At 47.4% G+C, this 26,300-nt stretch carries 27 protein-coding genes; 16 read left to right on the forward strand and 11 right to left on the reverse strand.

What is annotated here, in order from left to right:
* The first annotated feature begins 27 nt into the window (after positions 1 to 27).
* From K300_RS0101160 to K300_RS0101170, 3 genes are read left to right on the forward strand one after another with little or no spacing between them, the layout of a single operon-like run.
* Positions 28 to 2,181: a sensor histidine kinase gene (locus tag K300_RS0101160; protein ID WP_022849827.1), complete on the forward strand. Its 2,154-nt coding sequence runs from the start codon at positions 28 to 30 to the stop codon at positions 2,179 to 2,181.
* Positions 2,182 to 3,552 carry a sigma-54-dependent transcriptional regulator gene (locus K300_RS0101165; protein WP_022849828.1) on the forward strand — a complete coding sequence of 457 codons (1,371 nt, stop codon included), beginning with the start codon at positions 2,182 to 2,184 and terminating at the stop codon, positions 3,550 to 3,552.
* Between the two features lie 10 nt (positions 3,553 to 3,562).
* Positions 3,563 to 4,024, forward strand: a complete 462-nt coding sequence (locus K300_RS0101170; RefSeq protein ID WP_022849829.1) for a hypothetical protein — start codon at positions 3,563 to 3,565, stop codon at positions 4,022 to 4,024.
* Here the strand turns inward: K300_RS0101170 and K300_RS0101175 are convergent.
* Entirely contained in the window at positions 4,021 to 5,265 is a 1,245-nt protein-coding gene (locus tag K300_RS0101175; RefSeq protein ID WP_202898555.1) for an HD-GYP domain-containing protein, read from the reverse strand. The two genes, K300_RS0101170 and K300_RS0101175, sit on opposite strands and share 4 nt — an antisense overlap.
* 362 nt (positions 5,266 to 5,627) lie before the next feature.
* Positions 5,628 to 6,014, reverse strand: coding sequence for a hypothetical protein (locus K300_RS16790; protein ID WP_162139832.1), 387 nt, complete (start codon positions 6,012 to 6,014; stop codon positions 5,628 to 5,630).
* 136 nt (positions 6,015 to 6,150) lie between these two features.
* Between K300_RS16790 and lexA the strand changes: the two genes are divergently transcribed.
* From lexA to K300_RS0101205, 5 genes are all read left to right on the forward strand, one after another.
* Positions 6,151 to 6,762, forward strand: coding sequence for a transcriptional repressor LexA (lexA, locus tag K300_RS0101185; protein WP_022849832.1), 612 nt, complete (start codon positions 6,151 to 6,153; stop codon positions 6,760 to 6,762).
* A complete protein-coding gene (locus K300_RS0101190) occupies positions 6,746 to 6,991 on the forward strand; it encodes a hypothetical protein (RefSeq protein WP_022849833.1) in 246 nt (81 codons plus the stop codon). The genes lexA and K300_RS0101190 overlap by 17 nt, the downstream gene beginning before the upstream one ends.
* Positions 6,988 to 8,202 carry a DNA polymerase IV gene (dinB, locus tag K300_RS0101195; protein WP_022849834.1) on the forward strand — a complete coding sequence of 405 codons (1,215 nt, stop codon included), beginning with the start codon at positions 6,988 to 6,990 and terminating at the stop codon, positions 8,200 to 8,202. Before K300_RS0101190 ends, dinB begins: the two co-directional genes overlap by 4 nt.
* Before the next feature lie 69 nt (positions 8,203 to 8,271).
* The gene (locus tag K300_RS0101200) at positions 8,272 to 9,459 is read left to right on the forward strand and encodes an AAA family ATPase (protein WP_022849835.1); all 1,188 of its coding nucleotides are present in this window, start codon (positions 8,272 to 8,274) and stop codon (positions 9,457 to 9,459) included.
* Entirely contained in the window at positions 9,456 to 10,019 is a 564-nt protein-coding gene (locus K300_RS0101205; protein WP_022849836.1) for a DUF4276 family protein, read from the forward strand. Before K300_RS0101200 ends, K300_RS0101205 begins: the two co-directional genes overlap by 4 nt.
* 2 nt (positions 10,020 to 10,021) lie before the next feature.
* On the opposite strand, the gene K300_RS0101210 is transcribed toward K300_RS0101205, so the two are convergent.
* The 4 genes from K300_RS0101210 to pstB are packed head-to-tail and all read right to left on the reverse strand — an operon-like array spanning position 10,022 to position 13,879.
* Positions 10,022 to 11,734, reverse strand: coding sequence for a sensor histidine kinase (locus K300_RS0101210; protein WP_022849837.1), 1,713 nt, complete (start codon positions 11,732 to 11,734; stop codon positions 10,022 to 10,024).
* Positions 11,731 to 12,402, reverse strand: coding sequence for a response regulator transcription factor (locus K300_RS0101215; protein ID WP_022849838.1), 672 nt, complete (start codon positions 12,400 to 12,402; stop codon positions 11,731 to 11,733). Before K300_RS0101215 ends, K300_RS0101210 begins: the two co-directional genes overlap by 4 nt.
* Entirely contained in the window at positions 12,399 to 13,064 is a 666-nt protein-coding gene (phoU, locus tag K300_RS0101220; RefSeq protein ID WP_022849839.1) for a phosphate signaling complex protein PhoU, read from the reverse strand. The genes K300_RS0101215 and phoU overlap by 4 nt, the downstream gene beginning before the upstream one ends.
* A gap of 11 nt (positions 13,065 to 13,075) precedes the next feature.
* On the reverse strand, positions 13,076 to 13,879 hold the full coding sequence (gene pstB / locus K300_RS0101225; RefSeq protein WP_081646848.1) for a phosphate ABC transporter ATP-binding protein PstB: 804 nt from the start codon (positions 13,877 to 13,879) through the stop codon (positions 13,076 to 13,078).
* 455 nt (positions 13,880 to 14,334) lie between these two features.
* Between pstB and K300_RS14130 the strand changes: the two genes are divergently transcribed.
* Positions 14,335 to 14,784 carry a metal-dependent transcriptional regulator gene (locus K300_RS14130; RefSeq protein ID WP_022849842.1) on the forward strand — a complete coding sequence of 150 codons (450 nt, stop codon included), beginning with the start codon at positions 14,335 to 14,337 and terminating at the stop codon, positions 14,782 to 14,784.
* On the opposite strand, the gene K300_RS14135 is transcribed toward K300_RS14130, so the two are convergent.
* Complete coding sequence (locus K300_RS14135) at positions 14,781 to 15,524, reverse strand: RNA methyltransferase (protein WP_022849843.1); 744 nt, start codon at positions 15,522 to 15,524, stop codon at positions 14,781 to 14,783. The genes K300_RS14130 and K300_RS14135 overlap by 4 nt on opposite strands.
* 9 nt (positions 15,525 to 15,533) lie before the next feature.
* Positions 15,534 to 16,205, reverse strand: coding sequence for a lytic transglycosylase domain-containing protein (locus K300_RS15845; RefSeq protein ID WP_022849844.1), 672 nt, complete (start codon positions 16,203 to 16,205; stop codon positions 15,534 to 15,536).
* A gap of 176 nt (positions 16,206 to 16,381) precedes the next feature.
* Between K300_RS15845 and sfsA the strand changes: the two genes are divergently transcribed.
* The gene (gene sfsA / locus K300_RS0101250) at positions 16,382 to 17,086 is read left to right on the forward strand and encodes a DNA/RNA nuclease SfsA (RefSeq protein WP_022849845.1); all 705 of its coding nucleotides are present in this window, start codon (positions 16,382 to 16,384) and stop codon (positions 17,084 to 17,086) included.
* Here the strand turns inward: sfsA and holA are convergent.
* From holA to leuS, 3 genes are read right to left on the reverse strand one after another with little or no spacing between them, the layout of a single operon-like run.
* On the reverse strand, positions 17,070 to 17,963 hold the full coding sequence (holA, locus tag K300_RS0101255; protein WP_022849846.1) for a DNA polymerase III subunit delta: 894 nt from the start codon (positions 17,961 to 17,963) through the stop codon (positions 17,070 to 17,072). The two genes, sfsA and holA, sit on opposite strands and share 17 nt — an antisense overlap.
* A complete protein-coding gene (locus tag K300_RS0101260; protein ID WP_022849847.1) occupies positions 17,944 to 18,441 on the reverse strand; it encodes a hypothetical protein in 498 nt (165 codons plus the stop codon). The genes holA and K300_RS0101260 overlap by 20 nt, the downstream gene beginning before the upstream one ends.
* Positions 18,438 to 20,990 (reverse strand): leucine--tRNA ligase, encoded by a 2,553-nt coding sequence (gene leuS, locus K300_RS0101265; protein ID WP_022849848.1) that lies wholly within the window; start codon positions 20,988 to 20,990, stop codon positions 18,438 to 18,440. Before leuS ends, K300_RS0101260 begins: the two co-directional genes overlap by 4 nt.
* A gap of 217 nt (positions 20,991 to 21,207) precedes the next feature.
* Between leuS and K300_RS0101270 the strand changes: the two genes are divergently transcribed.
* The 6 genes from K300_RS0101270 to K300_RS0101295 are packed head-to-tail and all read left to right on the forward strand — an operon-like array spanning position 21,208 to position 26,260.
* Positions 21,208 to 22,644, forward strand: coding sequence for a GAF and HD-GYP domain-containing protein (locus K300_RS0101270; RefSeq protein WP_022849849.1), 1,437 nt, complete (start codon positions 21,208 to 21,210; stop codon positions 22,642 to 22,644).
* Between the two features lie 18 nt (positions 22,645 to 22,662).
* The gene (locus K300_RS0101275; RefSeq protein ID WP_238320653.1) at positions 22,663 to 23,010 is read left to right on the forward strand and encodes a response regulator; all 348 of its coding nucleotides are present in this window, start codon (positions 22,663 to 22,665) and stop codon (positions 23,008 to 23,010) included.
* Positions 23,000 to 23,764 carry a biotin--[acetyl-CoA-carboxylase] ligase gene (locus tag K300_RS0101280; protein ID WP_022849851.1) on the forward strand — a complete coding sequence of 255 codons (765 nt, stop codon included), beginning with the start codon at positions 23,000 to 23,002 and terminating at the stop codon, positions 23,762 to 23,764. Before K300_RS0101275 ends, K300_RS0101280 begins: the two co-directional genes overlap by 11 nt.
* Positions 23,748 to 24,518, forward strand: a complete 771-nt coding sequence (locus tag K300_RS0101285; protein WP_022849852.1) for a type III pantothenate kinase — start codon at positions 23,748 to 23,750, stop codon at positions 24,516 to 24,518. The genes K300_RS0101280 and K300_RS0101285 overlap by 17 nt, the downstream gene beginning before the upstream one ends.
* Complete coding sequence (locus K300_RS0101290; protein ID WP_022849853.1) at positions 24,502 to 25,305, forward strand: tetratricopeptide repeat protein; 804 nt, start codon at positions 24,502 to 24,504, stop codon at positions 25,303 to 25,305. The genes K300_RS0101285 and K300_RS0101290 overlap by 17 nt, the downstream gene beginning before the upstream one ends.
* On the forward strand, positions 25,298 to 26,260 hold the full coding sequence (locus tag K300_RS0101295; RefSeq protein ID WP_022849854.1) for a helix-turn-helix domain-containing protein: 963 nt from the start codon (positions 25,298 to 25,300) through the stop codon (positions 26,258 to 26,260). Before K300_RS0101290 ends, K300_RS0101295 begins: the two co-directional genes overlap by 8 nt.
* The last annotated feature ends 40 nt before the right edge of the window (positions 26,261 to 26,300 follow it).

Below are 26,300 nucleotides of genomic sequence, written 5' to 3' on the forward strand. Positions count from 1 at the left end.
GGTGCTGTATCCGCCCCGGAGGAGATTTTGACAGGTAAAGGAAGATACACCATAAGAAGAATACTCATGTATTCTCTGCTTGTTGCCGCCCTTCTTGTGGTGAACCTCCTTGTCGGCTCCAATATAGTCAATACCGGTTTCCCCTGGTATTCCAATATCTCCATTTTCCTTCTTATAAATACTAATATCATTCTACTGCTCGTGGTGTTCATACTCATTTTCCGAAACCTCGGAAAGCTTCTTGTGGACCGAAAACGGAATATCTTCGGGACGAGGCTCCAGAGCAAGCTGGTCATTTTCTCCGTTATACTTGCCGTTATCCCTGTTTTCATCGTTTTTGCGTTCTCAAGCACAGTCATAAACAACAGTATCGATAAATGGTTCGATGCCCAGATTGAGCAGGCTTTGAAAAGCTCCATCGACCTTATGCAGAAGTATCAGAACAGGCTCGAGCAGGACATTATTGAGCAGAGCGACATACTTTCCCAGCTCATTACCTCCAGAGGCTTCATGTTCAGCAATAAGAAGGAGGAGCTGCAGGAGTTTATCAAAGACTACATCGAGCGGAACCAGATTGACGGCATCGCCGTTTACAATAACCAGAAGGTGAAGCTGAGTTCCGAGGAGAAGGGGAGTTTCTTCTTCTTTTCCTTCCTTAACGACGATGTTGTGGAAGAGATACTGAGCAAGAAGCAGGTGGCGAGATACGAATTCTTTGGATACGACCAGATCTACTGGGTCGGACATCCCATCTCCTCAAAAACCAACGAGAACATCGTTGTGGGTGGGCTGTTCCTGTATAGAAAGGTGCCATCCAACGAGGCGGAAAAGGTTTCCAAGATCCTAGATTCTTATAACAATTACTCTCAGGTTAAATTCTTCGCAGAGCCTGTGAAAAACTCATACAAGATCCTGCTAATCCTTATGACGCTCCTTGTGGTTTTCGCCGGCATATGGGGTAGCCTTATCTTCTCAAGGGGTATCACTGAGCCTTTGGAAAAGCTCGCAGAGGCCTCTTTGGACGTCTCCCGGGGTAATCTGGATGTTAACCTGGAATCCGTGGGGGATGACGAGATCGGTTTCCTTACCAAATCCTTCAACGACATGGTGAAAAGGCTCAAGGAGCATAACGAGGAGCTTAACCTTAAGAATGAGAAACTGGCGGAGATGTTTATGCAGATCGCCCGTGACAATCAGTACATCGATACGATCTTCAAGAACGTTAAATCCGCCATTGTGCTTTATGATGGCAACATGAACCCGCTTAAATCAAACGACCTTGCCCAGATGGTTATCGAGCAGAACCCCATTGAGTTCGAGCAGAAGGTTGCCGTCAGGATGGAGGAGTTTTTCCGCTCCAATAAGCATATATATCATTATCAGACCGAGCTTCTGCTCAACGGAGAGATACGAACCTTCACCGCCAATATCACCAAGCTTTACGGTCAGGACGGCTCCGTAGAGAATATTGTTATGGTTCTGGACGATATCACCGACATCGTCCATTATCAGCGGATGACTATCTGGAAGGAGATCGCCACACGCATCGCCCATGAGATCAAAAATCCCCTCACTCCTATTAAGCTCACAGCGGAGAGGGTTAAAAAACGCCTCGGCACAAGTCTTTCTGAAAATTCGGATAAGGAGCTTGTAAACAGCAGTATGGAGACTATAATAACCGAGGTTAACGAGCTCCAGAATATGGTGAACGAGTTCAATATGTTTGCAAGGCTCCCCGAGCTTGCCAAGGACAGCTTTGACCTCTGCGGGTTCTTCGATGAGATACTCCAGTTCTACGAGCAGTCCCACACGCATATAAGCTTTGAGATAGACTGCGCACCACCTTCAAAGGTGAACGCCGATAGAAATCAGCTTAAGCGTGTGTTCTTCAACCTTATGAACAACGCCATCCAAGCCATCGAAGGGGAGGGGAGCATAACCATAACCTCTGCTGAGCAGGGGGGGATGTACCGTATAACCTTTACTGATAGTGGGAAGGGGATCCCGTCCGAGGACATCTCCAAGATCTTTGTTCCATATTTCAGCAAAAAACCGGATGGAACAGGGCTCGGTCTTGCCATCGTGCGGAAGATTATCGAGGAGCACAACGGGAGGATAACCGCAGAGAGCAAAGAGGGTGAGTACACCCGATTCATAATAGAACTGCCGAAAGGGGCATAGATGGTACGAACTTTAATTATTGATGATGAAAAGAATATCTGCCTTACTATAAAAGGTATCCTTGAGGATGAAGGGTACGAGGTTGATTATGCTCTAACCTTTAAAGAGGGGTTTGAGAAACTTAAAGGACAGATGTACGACTTTGTGTTTCTGGACATATGGCTCCCCGATCACGACGGTATTGAGGGGCTTAAGGAGATAAAGCGGTATTTCCCCGAGATCGAGGTTGTTATGATAAGCGGTCACGGGAATATCGAAAACGCCGTGGAGGCGATACGCCTAGGTGCTTACGATTTCCTTGAGAAACCCCTCTCCCTTGACCGTATTATCCTCATAATTAAGCACCTTGAGGATAAGCTGGGTCTTCTGCACGATTTGCGTGAGTACAAGTTTAATCTGCTTAAGAAATACGACATCATCGGCGCAAGCAAAGAGATGGTGGAGCTTAAGAAGAAGATAGAGAAGATCGCCCCCACAAACGCCTGGGTACTTATCACAGGAGAGAACGGAACGGGAAAGGAGCATGTGGCACGGCTTGTTCATATGCTCAGTAAACGGAGCAAAAACAATTTTGTGGAGATAAACTGCGCCGCTATCCCCTCTGATCTTCTAGAAAGCGAGATGTTTGGCCATGAAAAGGGAGCCTTCACAGGGGCCCACGCCAGAACCACAGGTAAGCTTGAGGTAGCGGACGGGGGAACCGTCTTCCTTGATGAGATAGGTGATATGGAGCTGTCCTCTCAAGCGAAACTCCTGCGTGTGCTTGAAACAAACCAGTTCACAAGGGTGGGAGGAAATGAGCTCGTAACATCCGATTTCCGCCTTATCTGCGCTACAAACAAGAACCTTGAGGAGGAAATAAAAGCTGGGAACTTCCGGGAGGATCTTTACTACCGGATTAACGTGGTCCCCTTTGTTGTGCCGCCTCTGCGTGAGCGAACCGATGATATCCCGTTTCTGGTAGATTTTTTCATAAAGGAAGCCTGCTCGCTTAACGGTATGGAACTGAAGGTCATAAACAACAGCCTTATGGATGTTTTCCTCAACTTCTCATGGCCGGGCAACGTTCGCCAGCTTAAGAATATAGTCGAACGTATGGTGGTTCTATCCGAAGGGGATGAGCTTGATGTGGAGGATGCGCCCTCCTTCCTCCTCGGCGACAGGGAGCGGGTTACAAAATACGACGTTGAGTTCAGCTACCCCCTCAAGCACGCAAAGGAAAACTTCGAAAGGTATTATATCCTTAACGTTCTTAAAGCGAATTCATGGAACATCAGCCAATCCGCCCGTGTCCTTGATATTGAGCGGACCTATCTCCATAGAAAGATTAAACACTACGAGCTTGATAAGCTCAAAAATAACGGCAAATAGAGGCATTTGAATGGTTTCTGTAAGATACTTCGCACTCTCATTAATTATATTCCTGATCGCAGGGTTTCTTGTATACAAAGGGCTTGAAAAGACCGACGCGGACGATATAGAAGACATCCAGAAAGCTATGGGGGGCGGCTCCTTCACCAAGGTTGAAAAATTCAGCGAAGGTGAGGCGAACACAGTCCATTTTCAAGGGCTTAGCATACCCGTAAGCTTCAACGGTATCGATTACGCCTGCAAAGGGGATATGAAAGCTGAAACCCTTGACAGCAAGTCCGCCAAAGAGATCATGAAGTATCGCTACGATGCGCTCATATACCTTTCAAAGACCCTGCCCGATTACGTTGCAGGAAGGATAGAGCTTAGCGAAGCTGCGGATAAGGTCGGCGCAGAATATGGTATTGTCAGAGAGGTTAAGGAACCGGGTGTGTTCACCTTTATAAACTTCGGGTGTACGGAGCTTCCCTAGGCGCTTTCCACGTTAACCTGAGTAATTTGAGCATATTCCGCTCTTGCCATTTCCTGAGCCTGAAAACGGCGTGTGTTTATATCGTGGAAGTTCTCCTCAAGTCTCTGATAAACAAGATTATCCAGCTTGCCCTCTGCCACAAGCTCCTTCATGGTATTTCGAAGCTCAAGGTTACACATCCCTTTCCTGTAAGGTCTGTCCTCCGCCAGGGCAGTGAAAATGTCGGCTACGCTTATTATCCTTGAGCCAAGGGGGAGTTCATCTCGTTCAAGGTGGAAGGGATAGCCCGTTCCGTCGTTCTTTTCATGGTGGAAAGATGCCCAGAGCTTTATGACGTCAAGCGCTTCTATGGGGTCCAGGATATTATAGGTGTGGAACGTATGGCTCTTTATTATGTTGAACTCTTCTGCGGTAAGCTTTTCAGGCTTCTCGAGTATCTCCGGGGGAACGGCGACCTTGCCGATGTCGTGGAGGTATCCCGCTATCTTCACAAGCTTGCACTGTATTCTTGATAGCCCGCAAACCTCGCCTATCGCCTCCGCTGTTTCTGCCACGCCGCTGGAATGGGTTGCTGTGAAGTTGCTCCGGAAGTCTATCATCTTGCTGAACATTCTTGAAAGCCCCATAAGTTCGTCCAGATCCATCTCAACCTTGTATTGGCTGGCGATCTTTTTGAGCTTCATATCGATGTGGCTGTATTGGGTATGGAGCCAGAAGTATTCCTTATGGGCTATCCTGTTGAATGCATCGGCTACATCGGGGTGGAAGGTAGTGCCCTTTCTGTCCATAATTTTTCTGTGTATGGAGTCAGTCTGGTTGAGGATATATTCATCCCCCCGTATCAGAACATCAACTCTGTCAGCAAGATGGAGGATATGACTCTCTAAAGGGACGCTGTCTCCTTTCTCTTCGTATGTTCTGTGGTGGTGTCTCACAAATGAGGCAATCTTAGCAAACGGAGGGAAGGTGTTCAGTAGGTGGTAGCCCAGCTCGGCATGCTCATTGGGGTTGTCCAGCTCGAATTTGAGGGTATCCAGTCTGTCACTCAGTGAGATTGAGCCTATGTCGTGAAGAGCTCCGGCTATCATAAGGTTGTTGATCTGCTCACTCCGGAACCCGAGCTCATAGCCCAATTCTGTGGCTAGATACGCCACCTTCTTGTGGTGGTTCGCCACCTCCGGGCTAATAAGATCTATAGCTCCGGAGAGGGAGAGCACAATTTCACTCAGAGGTATAAACATACGTTCCATCCTTTAAATATACCGATAATTTTTTTCGACACAATAGCAATGATCACAAAAATCAATAATATTTATCAATTTTTTACAAATGTTCATTAAATCACTATTTTGGTCTTTATTCGTCCATCGAATTTAGTTTTGACAATGCGGGTCTTGGGGTATATATTACGGGTAGGCGAACAGGCGTTCGTGTTTTTATGTGGAAAAAATTCCATCCATGGATTTTTTCCTGCTGTTCGAGCAAGGCGACCTTGCTCTCTCGTACTTTCGGCTACATGAATTGGGCAGAGCCCAATTCAGTTTCGCCTCCAGCGCTTCCATCCGTGGAAGCGGGAGTGAGGGCGAAATGGGGGTGTATGGTTTTATGTGGAAAAAATTCCATCCATGGATTTTTTCCTGTTGTTCGAGCAAGGCGACCTTGCTCTCTCGTACTTCCGGCTGCATGAATTGGGCAGAACCCAATTCAGTTTCGCCTCCAGCGCTTCCATCCGTGGAAGCGGGAGTGAGGGCGGAATGGGGGTGTATGGTTTTATGTGGAAAAAATTCCATCCATGGATTTTTTCCTGCTGTTCGAGCAGGGAGACCCTGCTCTCTCGTACTTTCGGCTGCATGAATTGGGCAGAGCCCACTTCAGTTTCGCCTCCAGCGCTTCCATCCGTGGAAGCGTGGGAAATGGCGAAATGGGTTTTTAGGCAGTATGGGGGAATATTTAGATGTGTTTGTGTTGGTATGATAAATGTTTTGTACATAGATGTTTATAACTAAAAAATGAGTTTTTGAGGGGTTTTAGGGGAACTTTGTTCCCAAAAAGTTCCCCTAATATATTTGGAAAAAATGCCTTCCATGGATTTTTCCTTTATTAGAAATTAATTAAGAGGTGCAGATATGGGCGAGCCCACAGAGAAGCAGAAGCGTTTTTTGGATTACATTGAGAATTTCAGCGACACGTACGGTTATTCTCCTTCTGTTCGTGAGATCGCCGGCGGTTTAGGTCTTTCGTCCACGGCCAGCGTCAAGAAGATGCTGGATCGTTTGGAGGAGCGTGGTTTTATCCGCAGGGGGGGCAGTGGAACTGCGAGGGGCATAGAGCTTTTACGGGGTCGTTCTTTTCCTGTTTTGGGGCGTATCCAGGCTGGTGTTCCTGTAACTGCGGAGGAGAACATTGAGGGCTATATATCCCTTAAGGACAAGGCTCATCGTGACTGTTTTTTCTTGAAGGTAGAGGGTGAGAGTATGAAGGACAAGGGGATTTTGGATGGTGATTTCGCTCTTATCCGCCCTGTTCCTGTGGTGAACAGCGGGAAGATAGGTGTATTTCGTCTGAACGGCGAAGTAACCTTGAAAACCTTCCGCAAGGGTCCCGAGGGTGTGTTTCTTCTTCCTGCCAATGAGGATTTCGAGCCTATACCTGTGGGGGAGTATGATGAGTTTGAGACAGTGGGTTCTTTGGTTATGGTAGTCCGGTTGGTGGAGGGTAGCTATGATCCTGAACCTTAACGAGAAGATCCGTGTCGGCGCTGTCTTTGAGGGGCATTGGCCGAAGCCCGTATGGTTTGGTCTGCACGGCGAGAAGGTGCTTATAAAGGAGATCTGCTACCGCTGGAAGGAGCGAGAGGGGGGTGATATGCGTTATAAGTTCACTGTGAGCGACGGCTTTAACATCTTCGAAATCCTTTTCAGCACCATGGATATGTGCTGGTATTTAGTGGCGATGGATGAACAATGATACTCTGTATGGATATGGATGCTTTTTTTGCATCGGTGGAGCAGGCATCGAACCCGAAGCTCAGGGGGAAGCCGATTGCTGTTATCGGTTCGAAGGAGCGCACTGTTGTGGTCACTTCCTCGTATGAGGCGAGGGAGTACGGCGTTAAAACGGGAATGACGAAGTATGAGGCGCTGAAGGCCTGCCCATGGCTTGAGGTTGTTGTGGGTCGGACGAGGAAATACACGTATGTCAGCAAGGAGATATATAACTTCCTCAAGACGATAACCCCCGATGTTGAGGCATATTCCATCGACGAGGCTTTTCTGGATCTTACCGGAACGGGCTATTCGCCGGAGGATGCGGCCTATATGATAAAGAGCTTTGTTAAGAGGAGCTTTGATATAACCTGTTCCGTTGGTTCGGGTCCTAACAAGTTTGTGGCAAAGATGGCCACTGGCGTTAATAAGCCGGATGGTTTCTATCATGTGCCGGAGGATGATGTGCTGGACTTTGTGGACGGGTTCAGGCTAAAGGATTTCTGGGGGATAGGTCGCAGGTTGTCGAAAAGGTTTGCCAATATGGGTATATTTACTCCCGGGGATCTTCGTGAGCTGGGTGAGGAGCGTCTTGTGGAGATGTTCGGCATAAACGGCACACGCCTTTTCCGTCTTGCCCATGGTGAATATCCCAAGGGTATAGACGATGATGATCCGCCGGCGAAATCCATAGGGCACAGCATGACCCTGCCGAGGGATATACGGAGCCGTGAGGCGGCTTCTGACTATATACTCCAGCTTTCGGAGATGGTTTCATCCCGTGCGAGGAAAAACAAATATTCCGGCCGGACGATAAGCGTTGCAGTGCGTTATACGGATATGAGCACGCACAGGCAGATGCACATGATCCCTTTCTTTACGTCTGCCACGCATCATATCTTTGAGACGGCGATGGAGGTCTTTGATGAGATATGGAACGGCGAGCCGATAAGGCTTTTGGGTGTTTCATTGTCTAAGCTGGTGACGAACTGCGTAACGCTCCAGAACGTTTCTGACGAGGGGCGGAACTGGGCGGATATCTATGATGCGATGGACAGCATAAACGAGAAGTTCGGCTCCCAGACGTTATCTTTTGGCTCGATGCTTAACTGCACCCGCCGTGGTGCGGGGGTTATATCTCCCGCATGGCGCCCCGAGGGTATGCGGGATGTGAGCTATAACGAGAGTTATTGAACTTTTAATTCTAGTGGTATAAGATTTTATTATTGTTACAACAATACTATTCTTAGAGGCGAGAATACTATGAAGATTGAGTCAATAATCTTGAAAAACTTCAAAGCATTTAAAGACGCTAAAATGGAGCATATTCCCAGATTATGTGTTGTAGTTGGAGCTAACGGAAGCGGAAAAAGCACAATATTCAGTGTATTCGCATTTCTGAGAGAGGCTATGAACGGCAATGTTAATACAGCACTTTCAAAGCTTGGAGGAAGTAAAGGGATTAAAGAAGTTAGAAGTAGAGGAACAAAAGATCCTATTGTTATAGAATTGAAATTCCGTGATAAATCAGATGGGCCGCTAACAACATATTTTCTTCAAATTAATGAGAAAAATGGTAAAGCATTTGTAGAGAGAGAAATATTAAAGTATAGAAGAGGGAGTGGTGGGCAGCCATGGCATTTTCTAGACTTTTCAAATGGTTCAGGGCGAGCTGTAACGAATGAACTTGAATCAGTTAATGATGTCAATGATTTAGAAAGAGAAGAGCAGTCACTTAAATCGCCTGACATTCTTGCAATAAAAGGGTTAGCACAATTTGAAAGGTTTCCAGCAGTTGTTGCGCTTGGTAACTTGATTGAGAATTGGCATGTGTCAGATTTCCATATAAACCGTGCAAGAACCGAGCAGGATGCGGGATACGCAGAGCAATTATCCAGAGAGGGTGAAAACCTTTCACTTGTAATTGAGTACTTGTATAATCATCATAAGAATATTTTTGATAAAATTCTTGATTTATTAAAGAAAAGAGTGCCAGGAATAAGCAATGTGGAATCGAAGACCAGTGAAGAAGGGAGGGTACTTTTAAAGTTTCAAGACGGATCATTTGAGGATCCTTTTTTGGCAAGATATGTTTCTGATGGAACGATTAAAATGTTAGCATATCTAACTCTACTTTATGACCCTAATCCTCATCCATTACTTTGTGTTGAAGAACCAGAAAATCAATTATACCCCAAACTTTTAATGGAGCTTGCTGAAGAATTTAGAGCATATTCAGCTAGAGGTGGTCAAGTATTTGTATCTACCCATTCACCAGACTTTCTTAATGCTGCTGAGTTAGAAGAAGTTTTTTGGCTTGAAAAAAGGGATGGCTATACAACTATAAAGAGAGCGAAAGAAGACGAGCAAGTGAGTGCTTATATGAATGATGGTGACAAAATGGGTTACTTGTGGAAGCAGGGCTTTTTCGGAGGGGCAGACCCTTTATGAAAACTTTAGCATGCTTTGTTGAAGAGCAGTCTGCAGAAGAGATGCTTTCATGTATTATTAAGAAATTGTTCACTGAAAAAGTAGATCCTAAGATTATTGTGTTTGAAGGAAAAGGTGACTTTGATAAAAATATTGAGGGAAAACTAAAGAATTGGAAAAAACCTGACACCCTGTTTTTATTGTTTCGAGATAAAGATCATGATGACTGTGTTGAGCTAAAGTCAAAGTACTTACAGTATCTTGAAAAGTATAATCTTGATAGTTGTTCAATTGTAAGAATTGCGTGTAGAGAGCTTGAGTCTTTCTATTTGGGAGATCTTGAAGCTGTTGAAAAAGGACTGTCAATAAATGGTTTATCAAAGTTACAGGCAAAAAGCAGTTACAGGAATCCTGATATTATAGAAAAACCAAGTGTTATATTGAAAAGAATAACAAATCAATCCTATCAAAAAATACAAGGCTCACGTGAAATTAGTAGATTTTTAAAACTTGACGGTTCAAATAGGTCAAAAAGCTTTAATGTACTTATAGAGGGTCTTGACAGGTTGATTAATAGTTAGCACTACTCCTCCTCGATTTGTGCGACCTCCCTTTCGAAAAGTGTCACAAGGAAGGTGTTGCCCCCCTTGGAGTTGGAGGCGAGGGTTACGGAGCCGCCGTAGATAGTTGCTATGTGTTTAACTATGCTCAGACCGAGCCCCGTTCCTGTCTGATTGCGGTTTTTGGATTTGTTGACCGTGTAAAACCTTTCGAATATGCGTGTTTTCTCTTCCGGCGGGATGGCGGGGCCCTCATCTATAACCCTCAGCTCAACCTCGTCACCGATCCGCTCAACGCTTACCTCAATGGTTTCACTGCTAGAATACTTGTGCGCATTGTCCGCAAGGTTCGTGGCAACGGTTATAAAATGTTCACGGATTATGCCGATCTCCTCCACTGTGGTGGTGAAAACCGTTTTTACTGTGTAATGGCTGTAACGCTCCTCCAGCTCCTCGAAAACAGCTTTTACATCCATCGGCTCGGAGAGGATATGATCACCCGTCTGCTCAAGCCTGTGGAGCTCCAAAATATCATTGATAAGGTTGTTCAGCCTCTTTGAGTTGCCGTGGATAACCCCGAGAAACTTCTCAAGATTCTTCTTGTCTATATCTACATTATTCCGGAGCGTTTCGGCGTATCCCATAATCATGGAGAGGGGTGTCTTGAGCTCGTGGGTTATGTTGCCGATGAGCTCCGCCTTGAATGTTTCATACTTGTTACGCTCGTCTATATTATAGAGAACAATGAGCTTTTCGTCCTCAAGGATCTTTATGAAAACCTCATAGGTGGACTTGCGAAAGGTGGTCTGAAGCCTCGTATCCTCCTTGATGTTTATCACCTCGCTGATGAAGTTGATAACATCGAAGTCGTTAACAACGCTTAGAATGTTTTTGTCTATCTCAAGTACACACCCCAGCTGATGCTCCACCTGAGTGTTATAGTGCTTTATGCTGTTGTTCAGATCCAGAAGGATGATCCCCTCGTCCAGTATGGAGAAGATGTGGTTCAGCTTGGAACGCTCATTCTCAAGGAGGGTCTGCTCTTTCTCCATGGAGTTGTAGAGCCTTGCAAAAATCGCAGCTACCTTGGACATGGTTTTGTCTTTGAAAACGGGAAAGTCGATATCCTTCTCGCCAGCCTCAACGCAGTCCGCAATGTAGCTCAGCTTGCTCATGGGAACGGAGACACGCCTCGCCATAAAGAGGGTTATTCCGGCCACAATAATGAATGCAAACAGGAATATACGCACATTCTGGGCGAGGGTTTCTGACTGCAGGGCTTCGAGATATGTCATGGGGTAGGCGATGCGCAGGTACATTTCGTCACTATACCGCTTTGCCAGATAGAATGTTTTCTTGTGACTGCCGGGAATCTCACGTATGTCGTAGGCGAAATCCCCATCTTCGGCGCCCTCTATCTCCGGCTGTGATAAGGGGTTAATGTATGAGCCGTTTTTACCTGTACGGGAGTCGTATAGGACGTCTCCACCGTTACTTATAAAGGTTATGCGAAGCTGGGTATTCTTGCTGATCTCCTGAATGTGCGCCACTGTGTAGCGGTCGAACTTCGAATCGAACTGCTTTGTGGCAAGTATATTCCATTTACTCTGCATCTCCATCAGCAGCTGTCTCTCCGCACTCTCCATAGCTGAATTGCTGGAGAAATGGAAGGTTAGCAGGAGTATCAGCGCAATGGGCAAAAATATGATAAGAAATACGTTAACAAACGATTTCATGTATCAGCGCGGTACCCTATCTTCGGAACGGATTTTATTATCTTCCCCTTATCCCCCAGCTTCTTGCGCAGGGAGGAAATGTGGGTATCCACCGTTCTGGAATACACATCGGAGTCATAACCCCAGACAGCATTGAGGAGCTGGTTCCTCGTGAAAACCCTCTTCGGGTTGCGGAGAAAGGTTACAAGGAGCTCGTATTCCTTATTTGTGAGCGTAATCTCCTCATCATCCACCCGAACGGTGTAGTTTACGGTGTCTATGATGATACCCGCCTCGGAGATAACCTTGTTTTCAATGGCGGGGCTTCTGCGGAGTATAGCCTTGATCTTTGCCGCCAGAATATTCATGCTGAAGGGCTTGGTCAGATAGTCATCCGCACCCGACTCAAGACCCTTGATAATATCGTTCTCCGTATTCTTTGCGGAGATGATGATTATCGGTATGTGGGCATACTTTTGATTGTTGCGGACAATCCCAAGAAAATCCATACCCTTAAGCCCGGGAAGCATAAGGTCCAGAAGGATAACCTCCGGGTTCGAGTTTTCCATATGGATAAGCCCGTCGTTTGCATCGGCGGAGCAGATTACCTCATAGTTTTTCTGCTCCATGTTGAACTTGATCAGGTCGCTCATTTCCTCATGGTCTTCGATAACAAGTATTTTTATCATTCCCCTTCCTCAATTCTCTGGTGTCGGACAATCTTGCCCTCCACCATGAAGTATACAAGTTCACATATATTTGTGGCATGATCGGCTATGCGCTCGAAGCTTTTGGTTATCTGCATAAGAGACACAATACCGGTTGTTTTTCTCATATCTTCAGCCAGATAGGTGAGTAGCTCACGCAGAATCTGTGCATGGAGGCTGTCTATATAATCATCCCGCTTGATAACATCAAAGGCGGATTTCACATCCCTGTTGAAATAGGCGTTAACTGCATCGTTCAGCATTTCAATAGATTCCTCGCCCATCTTCGGTAGGTCGATATAGGGCTTGATCTGGGGGATCTCGTTTATACGGATGATGTCACAGCATATATCCACGCAGTAATCCCCCACACGCTCGAGATCTACTATGATCCTTGAAGCTGTGAGCACGAAGCGAAGATCCATGGCCTTAGGCTCATAAAGGGCGAGGATCCTCTGGCATATGGCATCGATATCTATATCAAGCTGGTCCACCTTTTCGTCCATGTTTATAGTCTTTTTTGCAAGCTCAGAATCCCTTTCCACAAGGCTTTTGATGGAATTCTGGATCATTTCCGTTGTAACCTTCGCCATCTCTGCTATGAGAGATTTAAGTTGAATGTTGTCGATTTCGTGTTGTGACATATTAAAAACTCCTAGCCGAACCTGCCCGATATGTAGTCCTCGGTGAGACTGTTTTCGGGCGTATTAAATATACTGTCGGTCTTATTGTATTCTATCAGTTCCCCTTCGTACATGAAGGCAGTGTAATCCGCTGTTCTGGCGGCCTGCTGCATGTTATGGGTGACGATGATTATTGTAACGTCCTCTTTAAGCTCCCCCAGTAGCTCCTCCACCTTCGATGTGGAGCTTGGATCCAGAGCGGAGGTGGGCTCATCAAAAAGCAGAACCTCAGGCTCAACGGCGAGTGCCCTTGCGATAACAAGCCTTTGCTGCTGTCCGCCGGACAAGCTGGATGAGTTCTCCTCTAGCCTGTCCTTAACCTCATCCCAAAGGGCGGCCTGTTTGAGGGATTTTTCCGCTCTGTCCTGTATCTCTGTCATGTTTTCGATCCCTTTAAGCCGAAGGCCGTAGGCGATATTCTCTATAATGCTCATGGGGAAGGGTGCCGGCTTCTGGAAAACCATCCCTATAAGGTTTCTTAGGTTAGTGAGCTCAAAAGCCTCCCCGAAGAGGTTCTTACCATTAAACTGTATGCTCCCGCCGTAGGATGTGTTCGGGTAAAGGTCGTGCATCCTGTTGAAACAACGGAGATACGTGGTTTTTCCGCAACCGGAGGGGCCTATGAGAGCCGTTACGCTGTTGCGGTTTATCTCCATGGATATTTTTTTTAAAACCTTTTTATCGCCGTAATAAAACTCCAGATTCTTTACGCTCAGAATAACACTGGATGAACTCAAGTCACCTTCCTCCCGCTGTTCACCGATCCCTTGCATCATTAGTTACCTTTCGGTGCATCTAGATTCATTTTAGCACCGAAGGAACTGTTATTGGAAGAATTAAAAGGGGCTATGCCACATAGCTGTCTCGGGAAGAAGGGGGGATGTCCAGATTCCTTCGTTTTAGTATGTATGTTTGCGGTAGAATTCTGTTTATGTCGGGGCATAGCTGTATTTACTGCGGGGTTCGCAGAGAAGGGGTGTGTTAAGAAGTGTACAGAAAAAAGCAATATTTGTGCATGAAGCACTGCGGATCACCTCCCCTTTGCTCAGCATACGATATTCCACCACTGTGATAACCATGTGATTTATATGTCAAATAAATGTCAAATACTGCATCCTCTTTGCAGTGGTGTTCGCTCAGGATATAATTTTCACTTTTATATTTCCAGAAGATGTAATAAACTTTGTTAGATGAAAGTATAGAAAGGCTAAGTTTTTTTGGAGCATATAATATGAAAAGCAGACAACTATCGGGCAGTATGGAGGATTATCTGGAGGCTATCCTCGTTCTCCAGAATGAGAACAGCCAGGCAAAGGTTGCCAGAGCCAAAGAGATATCCGAGAAGCTGGATGTTAAGATGTCCTCCGTTACAAACGCCCTTAAGCAGCTTTCGGAGAAGGGGTATATAAACTACGACCGCTACAGTTATATTACCCTTACAGAAAAGGGTGAGAGCTATGCGGAGGAGATCCATTTCCGCCACACAACCCTTACCGAGTTTCTGGAAAAGACCCTCGGAATAGATCCCGATAAGGCGGAGGACAACGCCTGCCGTATGGAGCATATAATGGATAAAGAGGTTATCACTAGGATTGCCGCCTTTAACGATTATATGAAGAGAAAGGGGGAGGTTGTGGATCTTGGAATCTTTATTGAGGAGTGTGAGAAGAAGGGATCTTAGTCCTTTTTCGCCGCTCTGTGCTCCTTGAGCACCTTATTTGTGAAGGAGGTGAGCAGGCTCATCTCCCTTTCGGTGAAATCCCTTGATTCGAATATCAGGTTTATCTCACGCCAGCGCATCTCCGGGTTCTGCCCGTCCAGATATTCCGATTCAAGGAGCAGAGTTCTAAGTTTATTAAGGAAAACACGCTTCTCATCGCCACCCGCAAGTTTCTGTTCGGTTGAATCAATGTTTATTCTATCGGTAAGTTTTCTGCGAAGCTCCCATAGAACAACGAGCACAGCCTGCGCAAGGTTAAGGCTTTCGTAATCCTTTGAGGAGGGGAGGGGGAGGCGGTATCGGCAGATTGCCACTTCGTCATTAAGAAGTCCCGTTGCCTCATTGCCAAATAGCAGCCCCACGGTTTGTCCTTTCTGTGTGCACCTGTACACAATATGGGGGAATTCATCAATACCTATGCTGTGCCCGTCATTCCAGGGATTTCTGGGAGTAAGAGCTATAAGAACGTCGGAGCCCTGGATAAGCTCTTCGAAGGATGAGCATTTGGAGGCTGATTCTATAAGGTGATAGGCGTGGAGCGAGTATCTGCGCACATCCTCCTCATCGCCGCCAAGGGAGCCGCTGAAACGAAGGTTATTAAAGCCCGTGTTTGCCATGGCACGGGCTGTCATACCGAGATTAACCGGACCTTCGGTTTCGGAGAGTAGGATGCGGATGTTTTCAAAGGGGGATTCGGGCATATTCCGGTCTTATGCTCTGCTGCTGTAGCTCATCATAAGGCGGTAGTTCTTCATCACCTTGTTGTAATAGAAGCTGGGGAGAGGTGAGCCGGAGCGGAGCCTTCTGGTCATGTTGCCGGGGCCGAAGTTGTAGGCAATAATGGCGTATTTCACATTGTTGTACTTGTTTATCAGGTACGAGAAGTAGCTTACCCCCAGCTTAACGTTCATCTCCGGATCAAAAAGCTCCTTTGCCTTGTTCAGGGTGAGCCCTTCGGTTTTGTTGGAGATGTAAAATGCTGTGCCGGGGAGGAGCTGCATAAGGCCCACAGCACCCTTATGGGATATGACACGCTTGTTGAACGAGCTTTCGGTTTTGATGAGCGCAAGGATAAGATAGGGGTCAATATCGTGCTTTTCTGCCTCGGAGGCGATGAGGTATGCGAAGTCCATAAGGCCTATCTTGCTGTAGTTTACAGGGAAGTTGGACAGAATCGCATGGATGTCCAGCACCTTGGCTGAGAAAGCTGCCTTTTGTTTCTCCGTTTCAAGCTGAAGCTCCTTAGCGTTGATGATGGTGTTAAGGTATTGAGCTTCTTCATCGAGTTCGGTAACCGAACTGCTGACATAATAGCTGAAACCGGCGTTGAGGAGCATAAATGTTGCAAGCAGTACCGTAATGGTATATGCCAGTGGTCTCAAAGCTGTCTCCGCTTTTACAAAAAGGTTTTGTCCGCCGGATATCCGGCTTTGTACTATTATATCATTTTTCATAACGTTGGAAAAGTTAATCCATGAGAGGGGATGTGTAAAGGGGAAAAAACACTCTATTCGAAAAAGCCTTGCAATGCAAGAGAAAAAACGGCAAAATTTTTTCCATGTATATTTATCCTTTTATGTATGAAGCAAAATTTATCCGCAGGTATAAAAGGTTCTTCGTTGATGTGGACACAGGAGAAGAGGTCTTTGCCGTCCATAATCCGAACACAGGGTCAATGAAAAACCTTCAAATCGAAGGAAGCCCTGTTCTTTATACGGTATCCGAGAATAAGAAGAGGAAGCTCCCCTGCACGCTGGAGGCAATCAACATATCCGGCGACTGGGTCCTTGTGAATACCCATCTTGCGAACCGTATCGTGGAGGCATCCATCAATGATGGCGAGATTTCCGAACTGGGGGATGTGCTAAAAGTCCGCAGGGAGTTTACGTACAAAGAGGGGCGCATCGATTTCCTCGTGGAGAACGAACGGGGGAAGGCACTGGTGGAGGTGAAAAACTCCACTTATTTCGATGATGATGCATGTATGTTTCCCGATGCTGTCACAACACGGGGAAAGAAGCATCTTGAGGTATTAATGAAGGCTGTGGATGAGGGCTATGAGGCGTATATCCTATATACCTGTCAGGCGGACAGGCCGTACTTCCGCTGTGCATCGGATATCGATCCGGATTACTGCCGAACCTTCGAGAAAGCACTGGACCACGGTGTTAAGGCTTTGTGTTACAGGACGGATTTCGACAAAGAGAAACGTTCGGTAAGGCTTCTTCCTCTTGATAAAGGGCTTCTCAGAGCCGGTGTGTAAGCTGGATGAGGGCGGCTTTAATCTCGAGCTGCCCCGTTTTTATCTTGTAATCGTATTCTGCGATGGTGCCGGCCATCTTTGAGAGCTCCTCCGTCTTCCAGCGTGCTGTATCCGCCTTCAGCTTCTTCAGGATAAAATATTGCACCTTAACTGTGCCGGGGAGCTTCTTTTCCAGATAGACCTGCTTCATCCTTCGTCCCAAAAGGACATACAGGATGTTCAGGTTCTCGTCCCCTTTAAACAGGTTCTCCAATGTTCGCAGGCACCCTTTCTTGTTCCGCTGGGCGAAGTAATCCATGAATGCAAATACGTTCTCCTGTTTCTCGGATGTGATAAGGGCGAGGAGGTCCCGGCTGTCCTTCGGCTTTTTGTAAGCGAAGTACAGTGAGAGCTTCTCCGCTTCGCTTCGCACCTGTTTCATGTCGCCGCCAAAGATTATCTGGATCTCCTCCGCCGAGGCGTAGTCACAGGGGAGCCCTTTATCCTCGAAGATCTTTTGGGTTTGGAGTGTGAGCGCCTCTCTGTTCATCTTCTTTTCGACGCTAATCTTGAATTCACCGGCTATCTTCTCTATCTTTTTCGCCGCATCAATGGGCGCTGTGAGGAGTATGCAGGTCTCGATAGCCCGTGTACACTGCTCAATGAACTCTTTAGGGTTCTTGAGCTTATGGACAGAATGCACAACAGCGGCCTTTGTGGGGTTAAACAGGGAAGGGGTGGATACGTAGGCGAAGAACTCCTCTATATCCATTTCATCGGCAAAGTAGACCTCCTCATCGGGGTCCTCCAGCTTTGCGATATGGCTTTGGACACTATTCTCTATGAAGTCGTCCGAGCCAATGAATATTAGCTTTGCGTTATTTTGATTCGTACTCATCGTAGAAATCCTGGAGTGCCTCTCCGATAACCTCTTCAATGGCGGCTTCACGTCTTATTCTGTTCTCACTGATGCTTGAGGTTATGTCATAGGTGGTTTTTGCGGAATAATCCTCAATGTAAACAACCTCTTCCCCGTCGCTCAGCTTGATCTCGATGAGGGCAGCCATGGAGGAAGTGCCTGTCTGTCCTGTTTCGGTGACGATGTTGGAGGATGAGCTCAGGCGGTCTAGGCTTATCTCCATGTTGAAGCGTTTTCGGTCCTTGCCGCCGAGGGCTCCTCTGGCACTGAAGAAGCTTACCGCTTTATCTTCTATAATCCTCTCAAGATCCGGCTCTGCGGTGCGGTTATTCACAGCTGCCAGCGTGTAGGCATACTTGGATGTGCCGGAACCAAGGCCGGCGATACGGTATCCGCAGGAGGAGAGGATTATAAGGATGCAGAGCAGAAGCCCTGCACCCCTAAGGCGTTTTATCATTTAACCACCAGGTTTACCAGCTTGTTGGGAACGAAGATCTGCTTAACGATATTCTTTCCTTCGGTGTAGCTCTGTATCTTCTCATCGGCAAAGGCGGCTTCGAAGGCTGTTTCCTTGTCCACATCCCGGGGGAGGCTTAGCTGTGCCCTTACCTTGCCGTTCACCTGAACGACAACGGTTATTTCATCCTGTCTGGTGTATTCCTCAACGTATGCCGGCCAGTCGGAGGCGGAGAGGAGTACATCGTTCCCCATCTGCGTCCATATCTCCTCAGCTGTGTGGGGGGTGAAGGGGGCGAGCATGGCGGCAAGGGCCTCGATAGCCTCACGGAACGCCTTCTTCTCAGCAGAGCTACTCAGTTTAGGCTCTATCTTGTAGAGGTTGTTCACCAGCTCCATGAGAGCGGCAACGGCTGTGTTAAGGTGGTATTTCTCTATGTCAGAGGTCACCTTCTTTATGGTTACATGGGTGTGGAAGAGAATCTCCTTAACGAGCCCCTCCACCTTGTAATCCTCGAGCTCTTCCTTGAACAGCCCGATATTGTTCTGCACCAGTCTCCAGGCTCTTCCGAGGAAACGGAAGCATCCTTCAACACCCTGATCGCTCCATTCGAGCTCATTCTCCGGGGGTGCGGCGAAGATAATGAAGAGCCTCGCCGTGTCTGCACCGTACTGCTCAATGAGCTTATTGGGGTCCACAACGTTTTTCTTGGATTTCGACATCTTCTCCACACGGCCAACGGTTACAGGGCTGTCGCAGTGGGAACATTTTCCGTCCTCCGCCTCTTCGGGGAACAGCCAGCCGTGTTCCTCGCATCTATAGGTCTCCTTGCAGACCATCCCCTGTGTAAGGAGTCTGTCAAAGGGTTCATCGAAGTTTATGTATCCGAGGTCTCTTAGAACCTTTGTGAAGAATCTGGAATAGAGGAGGTGGAGGATGGCGTGTTCGATTCCGCCGATGTACTGATCCACTGGCATCCAGTAATTTGCCTCATCACTCTTGAAGGGTGCGGTATCGCATTGGGGTGAGCAGTAGCGGAGGAAGTACCATGAGGATTCCACGAAGGTATCCATGGTGTCTGTCTCACGCTCAGCCTCGCCGCCGCATTTCGGGCATGTTGTTTTCCAGAAGCTCTCCATGCTCTTAAGGGGATTGCCGTGACCGCTGAAGTCCATATCCGTGGGGAGCTTAACGGGAAGCTGGTCCTCCGGTACGGGGACAGAGCCGCACTTTTCGCAGTTTATGAAGGGGATCGGTGCTCCCCAGTAGCGTTGTCTGGATATCTGCCAGTCCTTGAGGCGGTAGTTTACCGTGCTCTTACCTATCTTGTTGTTGTCCAGATAGTCTACTATCGCCTTCTTGGCGTCCTCATTCTCCATTCCGTTGAAATCGCCGGAGTTAACGAGCTTTCCGGGGCCTGTGTATGCCTCTTCCATATTATCTGCGTCGATCCCTTCCTCGGGCATGATAACTACCTTGATGTTGAGGTCATAAACCTTTGCGAAGTCGAAATCACGCTGGTCATGGGCGGGAACGGCCATTACGGCACCAGTTCCATAGTCCATCAGTACGAAATTGGCTATGTATACGGGCATTCTGGTGCCGTTTAGCGGGTTGATTGCGTATCGTCCCGTGAAGTAGCCCTTCTTCTCTTTGTCATCCGCCATACGGCTTATCTTGTCCTCTTTGAGGATCTCATTGATGAAGGCGATTCCCCCCTCCTCCTGTTCGGTTCCTGCGAGGAGTTTCCTTGTCATGGGGTGCTCCGGGGCGAGGGACATGAAGGTTGCGCCGAAGAGTGTGTCGGGGCGTGTGGTGAAGACGTTTATGGTCTCATCGAAGTCCTCCACCTTGAAGTCGATCTCCGCACCGTAGGACTTGCCTATCCAGTTCTGCTGCATTGTGAGAACCTTCTTGGGCCATCCGTCCATCTCGTTTGTGCAGTCGAGGAGTTCATCGGCGTAGTCAGTAATCTTGAAGTACCATCCGGGGAGCTCTTTCTTCTCCACCTCGCTGCTGCATCTCCAGCAGAGCCCTTCCTCCACCTGTTCGTTGGCAAGGACGGTGTTGCAGGAATCGCACCAGTTGAGGAGGGAGGTTTTCTTGTAAACAAGCCCCTTCTCGTACATCTTTATGAAGATAAGCTGTTCCCAGCGGTAGTATTCGGGGTCGCATGTGGCTATCTCACGGTCCCAGTCGTAGGAGAGGCCGAGTTTTTTAAGCTGGGCTCTCATGTAATCTATATTTGATTTGGTCCATTTATCGGGGTGAACCTTGTTTTCAATGGCGGCGTTCTCTGCGGGTAGACCGAAGGCATCCCAGCCCATGGGGTGGATAACGTTCTTCCCTTTCATGAACATATAGCGTGATATAACATCACCGATGGCGTAGTTGCGTACATGCCCCATATGTATCTTGCCCGAAGGGTAGGGGAACATCTCAAGGCAGTAGAACTTCTCTCGGCTGCTGTCTGCCTCAACACGGAAAACCTTCTCGTTCTCCCATTTCTCCTGCCACTTCTTTTCGATATCAGCGGGGTTGTATTTCATTAAATCCTCCGATAGGTACTCTTTTAATAGTCAAGTGACGAAAATATCATATAAATTCCCCTCACCGCAAGGGGTAATAGGGTTTCAGAGGATAGTTGTGAAACTCATTCTTTTTATGGATTTTTTGCGTTATTTTTTGTATAAGTTCTGTTTTGATATCCGCTTAAAACTGCTATACTTCCTTAATTTATAAGACCCAAAGTAAAAGGATGCGTAAATGACCAACGAAAGCTTTCTCGAACTGGCGTATACCCTTGTCCGGATAAGGGATCTGGATGTTCTGCTTGAAACTATTCTCAAAAGGCTCCGGGGGATGCTCGGTGCGGATGCGGGAAGCATCTTTATATATGATGAGGATACAAACGAGCTTATATTCAAATATACCCAGAACGATTCGGTTTATCTCCCCTTCAAGGAATTCTCCATAGCCGCCGACGAAACAAGTATTGCCGGCTATGTGGCAAAAACAAGGGAGATACTCAGGCTTAAGGATGTTTATCATCTGGAGGATGAATACCCCTTCCACTTCAATGTAAGCTTCGACAAGATGTCCGGCTACCGTACCAAATCCATGATCGTATACCCCATAACAGACCTGAACGATCAGCTCACCGGAGTTCTGCAGTTCATAAATAAAAAGAGATACGAGGTTCCGCTGACACTTGAAAACGTTGGAAGAATCGTTCTCCCCTTCAATGAAAACGACGAGAAGATCGCAGGCTCCCTTACCGGTATAGTGAGCCTCGCCCTAGAGAACGGCCTTCTCTACGACAACATCGAAAGGATGCTTGAGGGATTTATCAAAGCTACCTCCACAGCCATTGACAATAGAAACTCCTGCACAGCCGGGCATACGGCGAGGGTATTCTCCATAACATCACTCCTCGCCCAGGAGATGCACAAGGATCTCGATGAGTTCCCCGATTTCTTCATGAACCGCCTCAAGGAGAAGATCCTCCGTTACGCATGCTATCTCCACGATTTCGGCAAGCTCAGTGTCCGCGAATCTGTGCTTAACCGGATGGAGAAGCTCTCCTCCGAACAGTTCAGCGCAGTAAAAACACGTCTATCCCTCGCCAAGGCATGCCTGATGCTCAACAAGGATGAGCGGTATGAGGAGATAAACGCTCTGGAAGAGGCTGTTATCAAGGCGAACAAGCCAGGTAAGCTGAGTGAGTCCATCAAACAGGCCATTGACTACTGCTCAAACTTCTATTTCGCCGATGCGGATGGAAACGAGCTCCCCCTGCTCACACCCTATGAGTACGAGTGCCTCTGTGTTGAGGAGGGTGTACATACGGAGGGTGAGCTGGATATGATAAAGGGGCATGTTAAAAACGGATTTGATATACTGAATAAGATTCCATGGACAAAAGAACTCCGGGATGTTCCAGTAGTCGCCTGCTCCCACCACGAAAGGATGGACGGCAACGGCTATCCCTTCGGCAGGGAGGGTGGGGAGATCCATATATTCAGCAGGGTTATGGGCGTTGCCGATGCCTATGATTTTCTTACAAACGATACCATCCCCTACAGGGAGGCGATGATGCCCGAGGATGCCGTAGAGGTTATGAGGAGCAACGCCGCAGAGGGGGGGCTAGACCCTAAGATTGTAGATTTTTTCATAGAAAAAGAGATATATAAACGTGTTTAGGAGTAAGATTTGAAAACAGTGCTTGTTATTGACGACGATGAAAGCCTGAGACTTCTGCTGCGGGATGAGTTTTGCGACAGAAACTTCAACGTTATAACCGCATCGGACGGTGAAGAGGGGCTTGTCAGCTTCAACGAGGCTGATGTGGATATCGTTGTGCTTGATCTGAACATACCGAAAATCCTCGGGGAAGAGGTTCTCCAGCGGCTTAAGGCGGAATCCCCCGATGTTCCTATAATTATATATACCGCAAATCCCGATATGCTCTTTGATACCGATGATTTCATGAATGTTGATGTCGTTTTCAAGAGTACCGATGTGGATGAGCTTATGAACAGGGCGGAGAGGCTTCTGGATGCTGTCTGAGAAGACCTATCTCGAAAATCTGCAGACGGAGCGCTTCGGAAGGAATGCTGTCTTCCTCGGGGAGACGGACTCCACCACCCAGTATATCCTCGATAACGATCCGGATATATACACCTGCGTCACAGCCGAGCGGCAGACAGCGGGCAGGGGGCGCAGCGGTAGAACATGGCACTCGGACGATTCGGGAAATCTATATTTCAGCCTGAACCTTCCCCCCATAGATGTATCAAAGATACTCCCCCTGAATATCGCCGCCGGATTTGCCCTTTCGGATACACTCTCCACTGTGGTTCCTGCAAAGGTGAAATGGCCGAATGATATAACGGTGCATGGAAGAAAGGTTGCGGGGATGCTCATGGAAACCTCGGTTACGGGTGCGAGGCTTGATAAGCTTATACTCGGGATTGGCATAAACGTTAACATGCAGGTTTTTCCAGAGGATATAACCGAGACGGCAACCTCTCTCTTTATACTTACAGGAAGAAGCTTCAGCAGGGAAAAGCTACTTGCCCTCTTTATGAAGAATATGGAGCGCATTTGGGAGGATTTTACCAATGGAAGGCTCGATATCGAAACAAAATGGAAAGAATACTCAGCCAATCTTGACAAAAGAATAACTGTGCACAAAAATGGAAAACGTGAAACCTTCACCGAGCTGGGGCTTGCGCCTGCTGGTTTTCTTCGGGTGAGGGATGATTCCGGGGGAGTCTCGGAAATAGTGACTGGTGATATTGGATATGATTTTAGCGATTGATATAGGAAACACCAACATTGTTCTCGGCATATATGACGGTAATGAGCTCTGCTGCAACTTCCGCCTACAAACCGATTCTCTGAAAACAACTGATGAGTATGCCTCCACCATCATGCTACTCATGGATACCCGCAAGGTGGACAGGAATAAGCTGAAAGGGGTTATCATAGCAAGTGTTGTTCCCCAGCTTATATACACATTCTCCAAGCTCTCTACGAAGTATTTCAACGTTGAGCCTATGGTGGTAGCCTCCGGGATAAAAACCGGCGTCCCTATTAAGATGGAGAACCCTAAGGAGGTTGGTGCGGACAGGATCGTAAACGCCGTTGCCGCCAGGGAAAAGTATGGTGCGCCAGTTATCGTTGTGGATTTCGGTACAGCGACCACCTTTGATGTTATCAGCGAAAAAGGGGAGTACATCGGTGGAATAATCTGTCCCGGTGTTAAGCTTTCGGCTAATATTCTCCATGCGAAAACGGCCAAACTGCCGGAGGTTGAAATAGAAAAACCTGAAAAGGTGGTAGGAAATAACACTATACATTCGATGCAGTCGGGAATATATTACGGATACCTTTCCATGCTGGACGGCATTCTGGAAAGGGTCAGAGACGAAGCCTTCGGCGGGGCGGATGTTCCCGTTGTTGCCACTGGCGGCCTTGGAAGTGTTTTCATGGAGGGTTCGAAATACATAAACAGATACGAATCCGAGCTTACTCTGCTCGGTCTGAGGCTGATATATGAAAAAAATAGTTAGTCTTTTTGTAATTTCAGCAGCACTCATCCTTGGCGGATGCGCAGGCAAGGAAGCTCCTTCCCCGGAGGAGGGCAAGGCTAAAACAAGTGTTCCCGATGAGGTATACGCCCAGGCGGAATCCCACTACAAAATGGGTATAGCTTACCTCAACACGCTGGCTGATCACAACGCCTACCGTGAGCTTAAAAAAGCGGTGGAGCTTGTTCCCGACGATGACCGTTACCTCTACGCCCTCGGGCTCTTCTTCCTTAAACGTGGAAGATACGGCGAGGCGGAGGTTTATGTCCGTAAAGCACTGGACCATAATCCGGGAGAGAGCGAATACCTTAATGCCCTTGCCACAGCCCTCGCCAGCAGAGGACAGCTTGACGAAGCCTTAAAAAAATGGGATAGGGTTATTAACGATCCCGGCTATCCCTATCAGATAGTGGCACTTACAAATGCTGCAAATGCGCTTTACAACGCAGAGAGATACGATGAGGTGCCGGAGTATCTTAACAAGGCACTCAGGATAAACAGAAGGTATGCAAACGCATACGAGCTTCTGTTTAAGTCCTATGCCATGGATTCTAACTATGACAAGGCCGCAGAAACCCTTGAAAAGGCAGTGGAGATGATCCCCGAAAGCCTTGAATTCAAGATGCGCCTTGGTGAGTTTTATTTTGAAAGAGGAAAATACGCAAAAGCGGTTCCCGTTCTTAAAGAGGTTATCAAAGAGGCTCCGACCTCCGAAGAGGCCGATAGAGCAGAGGAGCTTATGAGGAAACTCGGGTTGATAAATGAGTAAACTAGGCGAACTACTTAGTACCACAAGAGAGCAAGGCGGGGTTACCTACGACAGAATAACGCAGGATACCCGCATAAGCGAAGACATTCTGAAGATGTTGGAAGAGGGGAAGTACTGCGATATGCCCTCCTATATACACGCCCATAACTTTGTCCGTACCTATGCAAAGTATCTTGGTATCGATGCGGAGATCGTTGACGACCTCTTCCATGCAGAATGCTGCCGTGATGACTTCAGCAGAGGCTTCAGCTGCGTTACATCCCCAGTAACACAGGAAGAGGTTCCAAGAAGAAGCAGTCTGCGTATTGTTATCCCCCTTATAGTCGTGCTTATACTCGGAATTACGGGTGCTTATCTCTATATCTCCATCGTTAAGAACGGCGATTCCGAGGTTCAATCCTCCCAGCAGGCTCCCGTTGGCTCAAATGCCGGCGGTCCGGTGGAAGAGGATGCCGAACCGGAGCCCAAGCCGGAGTCTGGAGAATCTGCAGTCATGGCAGACAACGAGAGCGCCTCCGAGGGGACCGAGCTGGCTGATGAGCAGGTACAGGCAACTGAAACGGTTGAAGAGGCTGAGCCTGTGGTGGAGGAAACCGCTGAGGCTGAGCCTGAAGATACAGTTCAGGAGACTCCCCCCGAGGCCCCGGAAGCGCTTGATGATGAAGAAAAGGCGGCTTTGAGTGGAAACAAGGTTGTACTCCGTTTTGCAGATACCTGCTGGGTTCATATGGATGTCGACGGCGCAGAGGAGTACGACTTCATAGCAGAAAAGAACTCCGACAGAGTAGTTACTTTTAATGAATATTTCGTCATGGATGTGGGTAACGCCTCCGTTGTTACCGTTAGCCATAAAAGCAGAGACATCCGCGGTCTTGGCGGATTCCGCAAACCTGCCAAGGATCTCAGGTTTACTGTTAACGATGAAGGTAAGCTTGTGTACGAAAAATTGAATTAGTTCTTGCGTTTTGTTCAACTCAATTCTATTTTTAAAGAGA

The sequence above is a fragment of the Limisalsivibrio acetivorans genome (genome assembly GCF_000421105.1).
In the GTDB taxonomy this organism is placed as follows: Bacteria; Chrysiogenota; Deferribacteres; order Deferribacterales; family Geovibrionaceae; genus Limisalsivibrio; species Limisalsivibrio acetivorans.

Excerpts from the sequence above, each read along its gene's own strand:
- K300_RS0101165 (WP_022849828.1), top strand. The coding sequence starts at position 2,182 with ATGGTACGAACTTTAATTATTGATGATGAAAAGAATATCTGCCTTACT.
- K300_RS0101170 (WP_022849829.1), top strand. The coding sequence starts at position 3,563 with ATGGTTTCTGTAAGATACTTCGCACTCTCATTAATTATATTCCTGATC.
- K300_RS0101175 (WP_202898555.1), bottom strand. The coding sequence starts at position 5,265 with ATGTTTATACCTCTGAGTGAAATTGTGCTCTCCCTCTCCGGAGCTATA.
- K300_RS16790 (WP_162139832.1), bottom strand. The coding sequence starts at position 6,014 with ATGTACAAAACATTTATCATACCAACACAAACACATCTAAATATTCCC.
- lexA (WP_022849832.1), top strand. The coding sequence starts at position 6,151 with ATGGGCGAGCCCACAGAGAAGCAGAAGCGTTTTTTGGATTACATTGAG.
- K300_RS0101190 (WP_022849833.1), top strand. The coding sequence starts at position 6,746 with ATGATCCTGAACCTTAACGAGAAGATCCGTGTCGGCGCTGTCTTTGAG.
- dinB (WP_022849834.1), top strand. The coding sequence starts at position 6,988 with ATGATACTCTGTATGGATATGGATGCTTTTTTTGCATCGGTGGAGCAG.
- K300_RS0101200 (WP_022849835.1), top strand. The coding sequence starts at position 8,272 with ATGAAGATTGAGTCAATAATCTTGAAAAACTTCAAAGCATTTAAAGAC.
- K300_RS0101205 (WP_022849836.1), top strand. The coding sequence starts at position 9,456 with ATGAAAACTTTAGCATGCTTTGTTGAAGAGCAGTCTGCAGAAGAGATG.
- K300_RS0101210 (WP_022849837.1), bottom strand. The coding sequence starts at position 11,734 with ATGAAATCGTTTGTTAACGTATTTCTTATCATATTTTTGCCCATTGCG.
- K300_RS0101215 (WP_022849838.1), bottom strand. The coding sequence starts at position 12,402 with ATGATAAAAATACTTGTTATCGAAGACCATGAGGAAATGAGCGACCTG.
- phoU (WP_022849839.1), bottom strand. The coding sequence starts at position 13,064 with ATGTCACAACACGAAATCGACAACATTCAACTTAAATCTCTCATAGCA.
- pstB (WP_081646848.1), bottom strand. The coding sequence starts at position 13,879 with ATGATGCAAGGGATCGGTGAACAGCGGGAGGAAGGTGACTTGAGTTCA.
- K300_RS14130 (WP_022849842.1), top strand. The coding sequence starts at position 14,335 with ATGAAAAGCAGACAACTATCGGGCAGTATGGAGGATTATCTGGAGGCT.
- K300_RS14135 (WP_022849843.1), bottom strand. The coding sequence starts at position 15,524 with ATGCCCGAATCCCCCTTTGAAAACATCCGCATCCTACTCTCCGAAACC.
- sfsA (WP_022849845.1), top strand. The coding sequence starts at position 16,382 with ATGTATATTTATCCTTTTATGTATGAAGCAAAATTTATCCGCAGGTAT.
- holA (WP_022849846.1), bottom strand. The coding sequence starts at position 17,963 with ATGAGTACGAATCAAAATAACGCAAAGCTAATATTCATTGGCTCGGAC.
- K300_RS0101260 (WP_022849847.1), bottom strand. The coding sequence starts at position 18,441 with ATGATAAAACGCCTTAGGGGTGCAGGGCTTCTGCTCTGCATCCTTATA.
- leuS (WP_022849848.1), bottom strand. The coding sequence starts at position 20,990 with ATGAAATACAACCCCGCTGATATCGAAAAGAAGTGGCAGGAGAAATGG.
- K300_RS0101270 (WP_022849849.1), top strand. The coding sequence starts at position 21,208 with ATGACCAACGAAAGCTTTCTCGAACTGGCGTATACCCTTGTCCGGATA.
- K300_RS0101280 (WP_022849851.1), top strand. The coding sequence starts at position 23,000 with ATGCTGTCTGAGAAGACCTATCTCGAAAATCTGCAGACGGAGCGCTTC.
- K300_RS0101285 (WP_022849852.1), top strand. The coding sequence starts at position 23,748 with ATGATTTTAGCGATTGATATAGGAAACACCAACATTGTTCTCGGCATA.
- K300_RS0101290 (WP_022849853.1), top strand. The coding sequence starts at position 24,502 with ATGAAAAAAATAGTTAGTCTTTTTGTAATTTCAGCAGCACTCATCCTT.
- K300_RS0101295 (WP_022849854.1), top strand. The coding sequence starts at position 25,298 with ATGAGTAAACTAGGCGAACTACTTAGTACCACAAGAGAGCAAGGCGGG.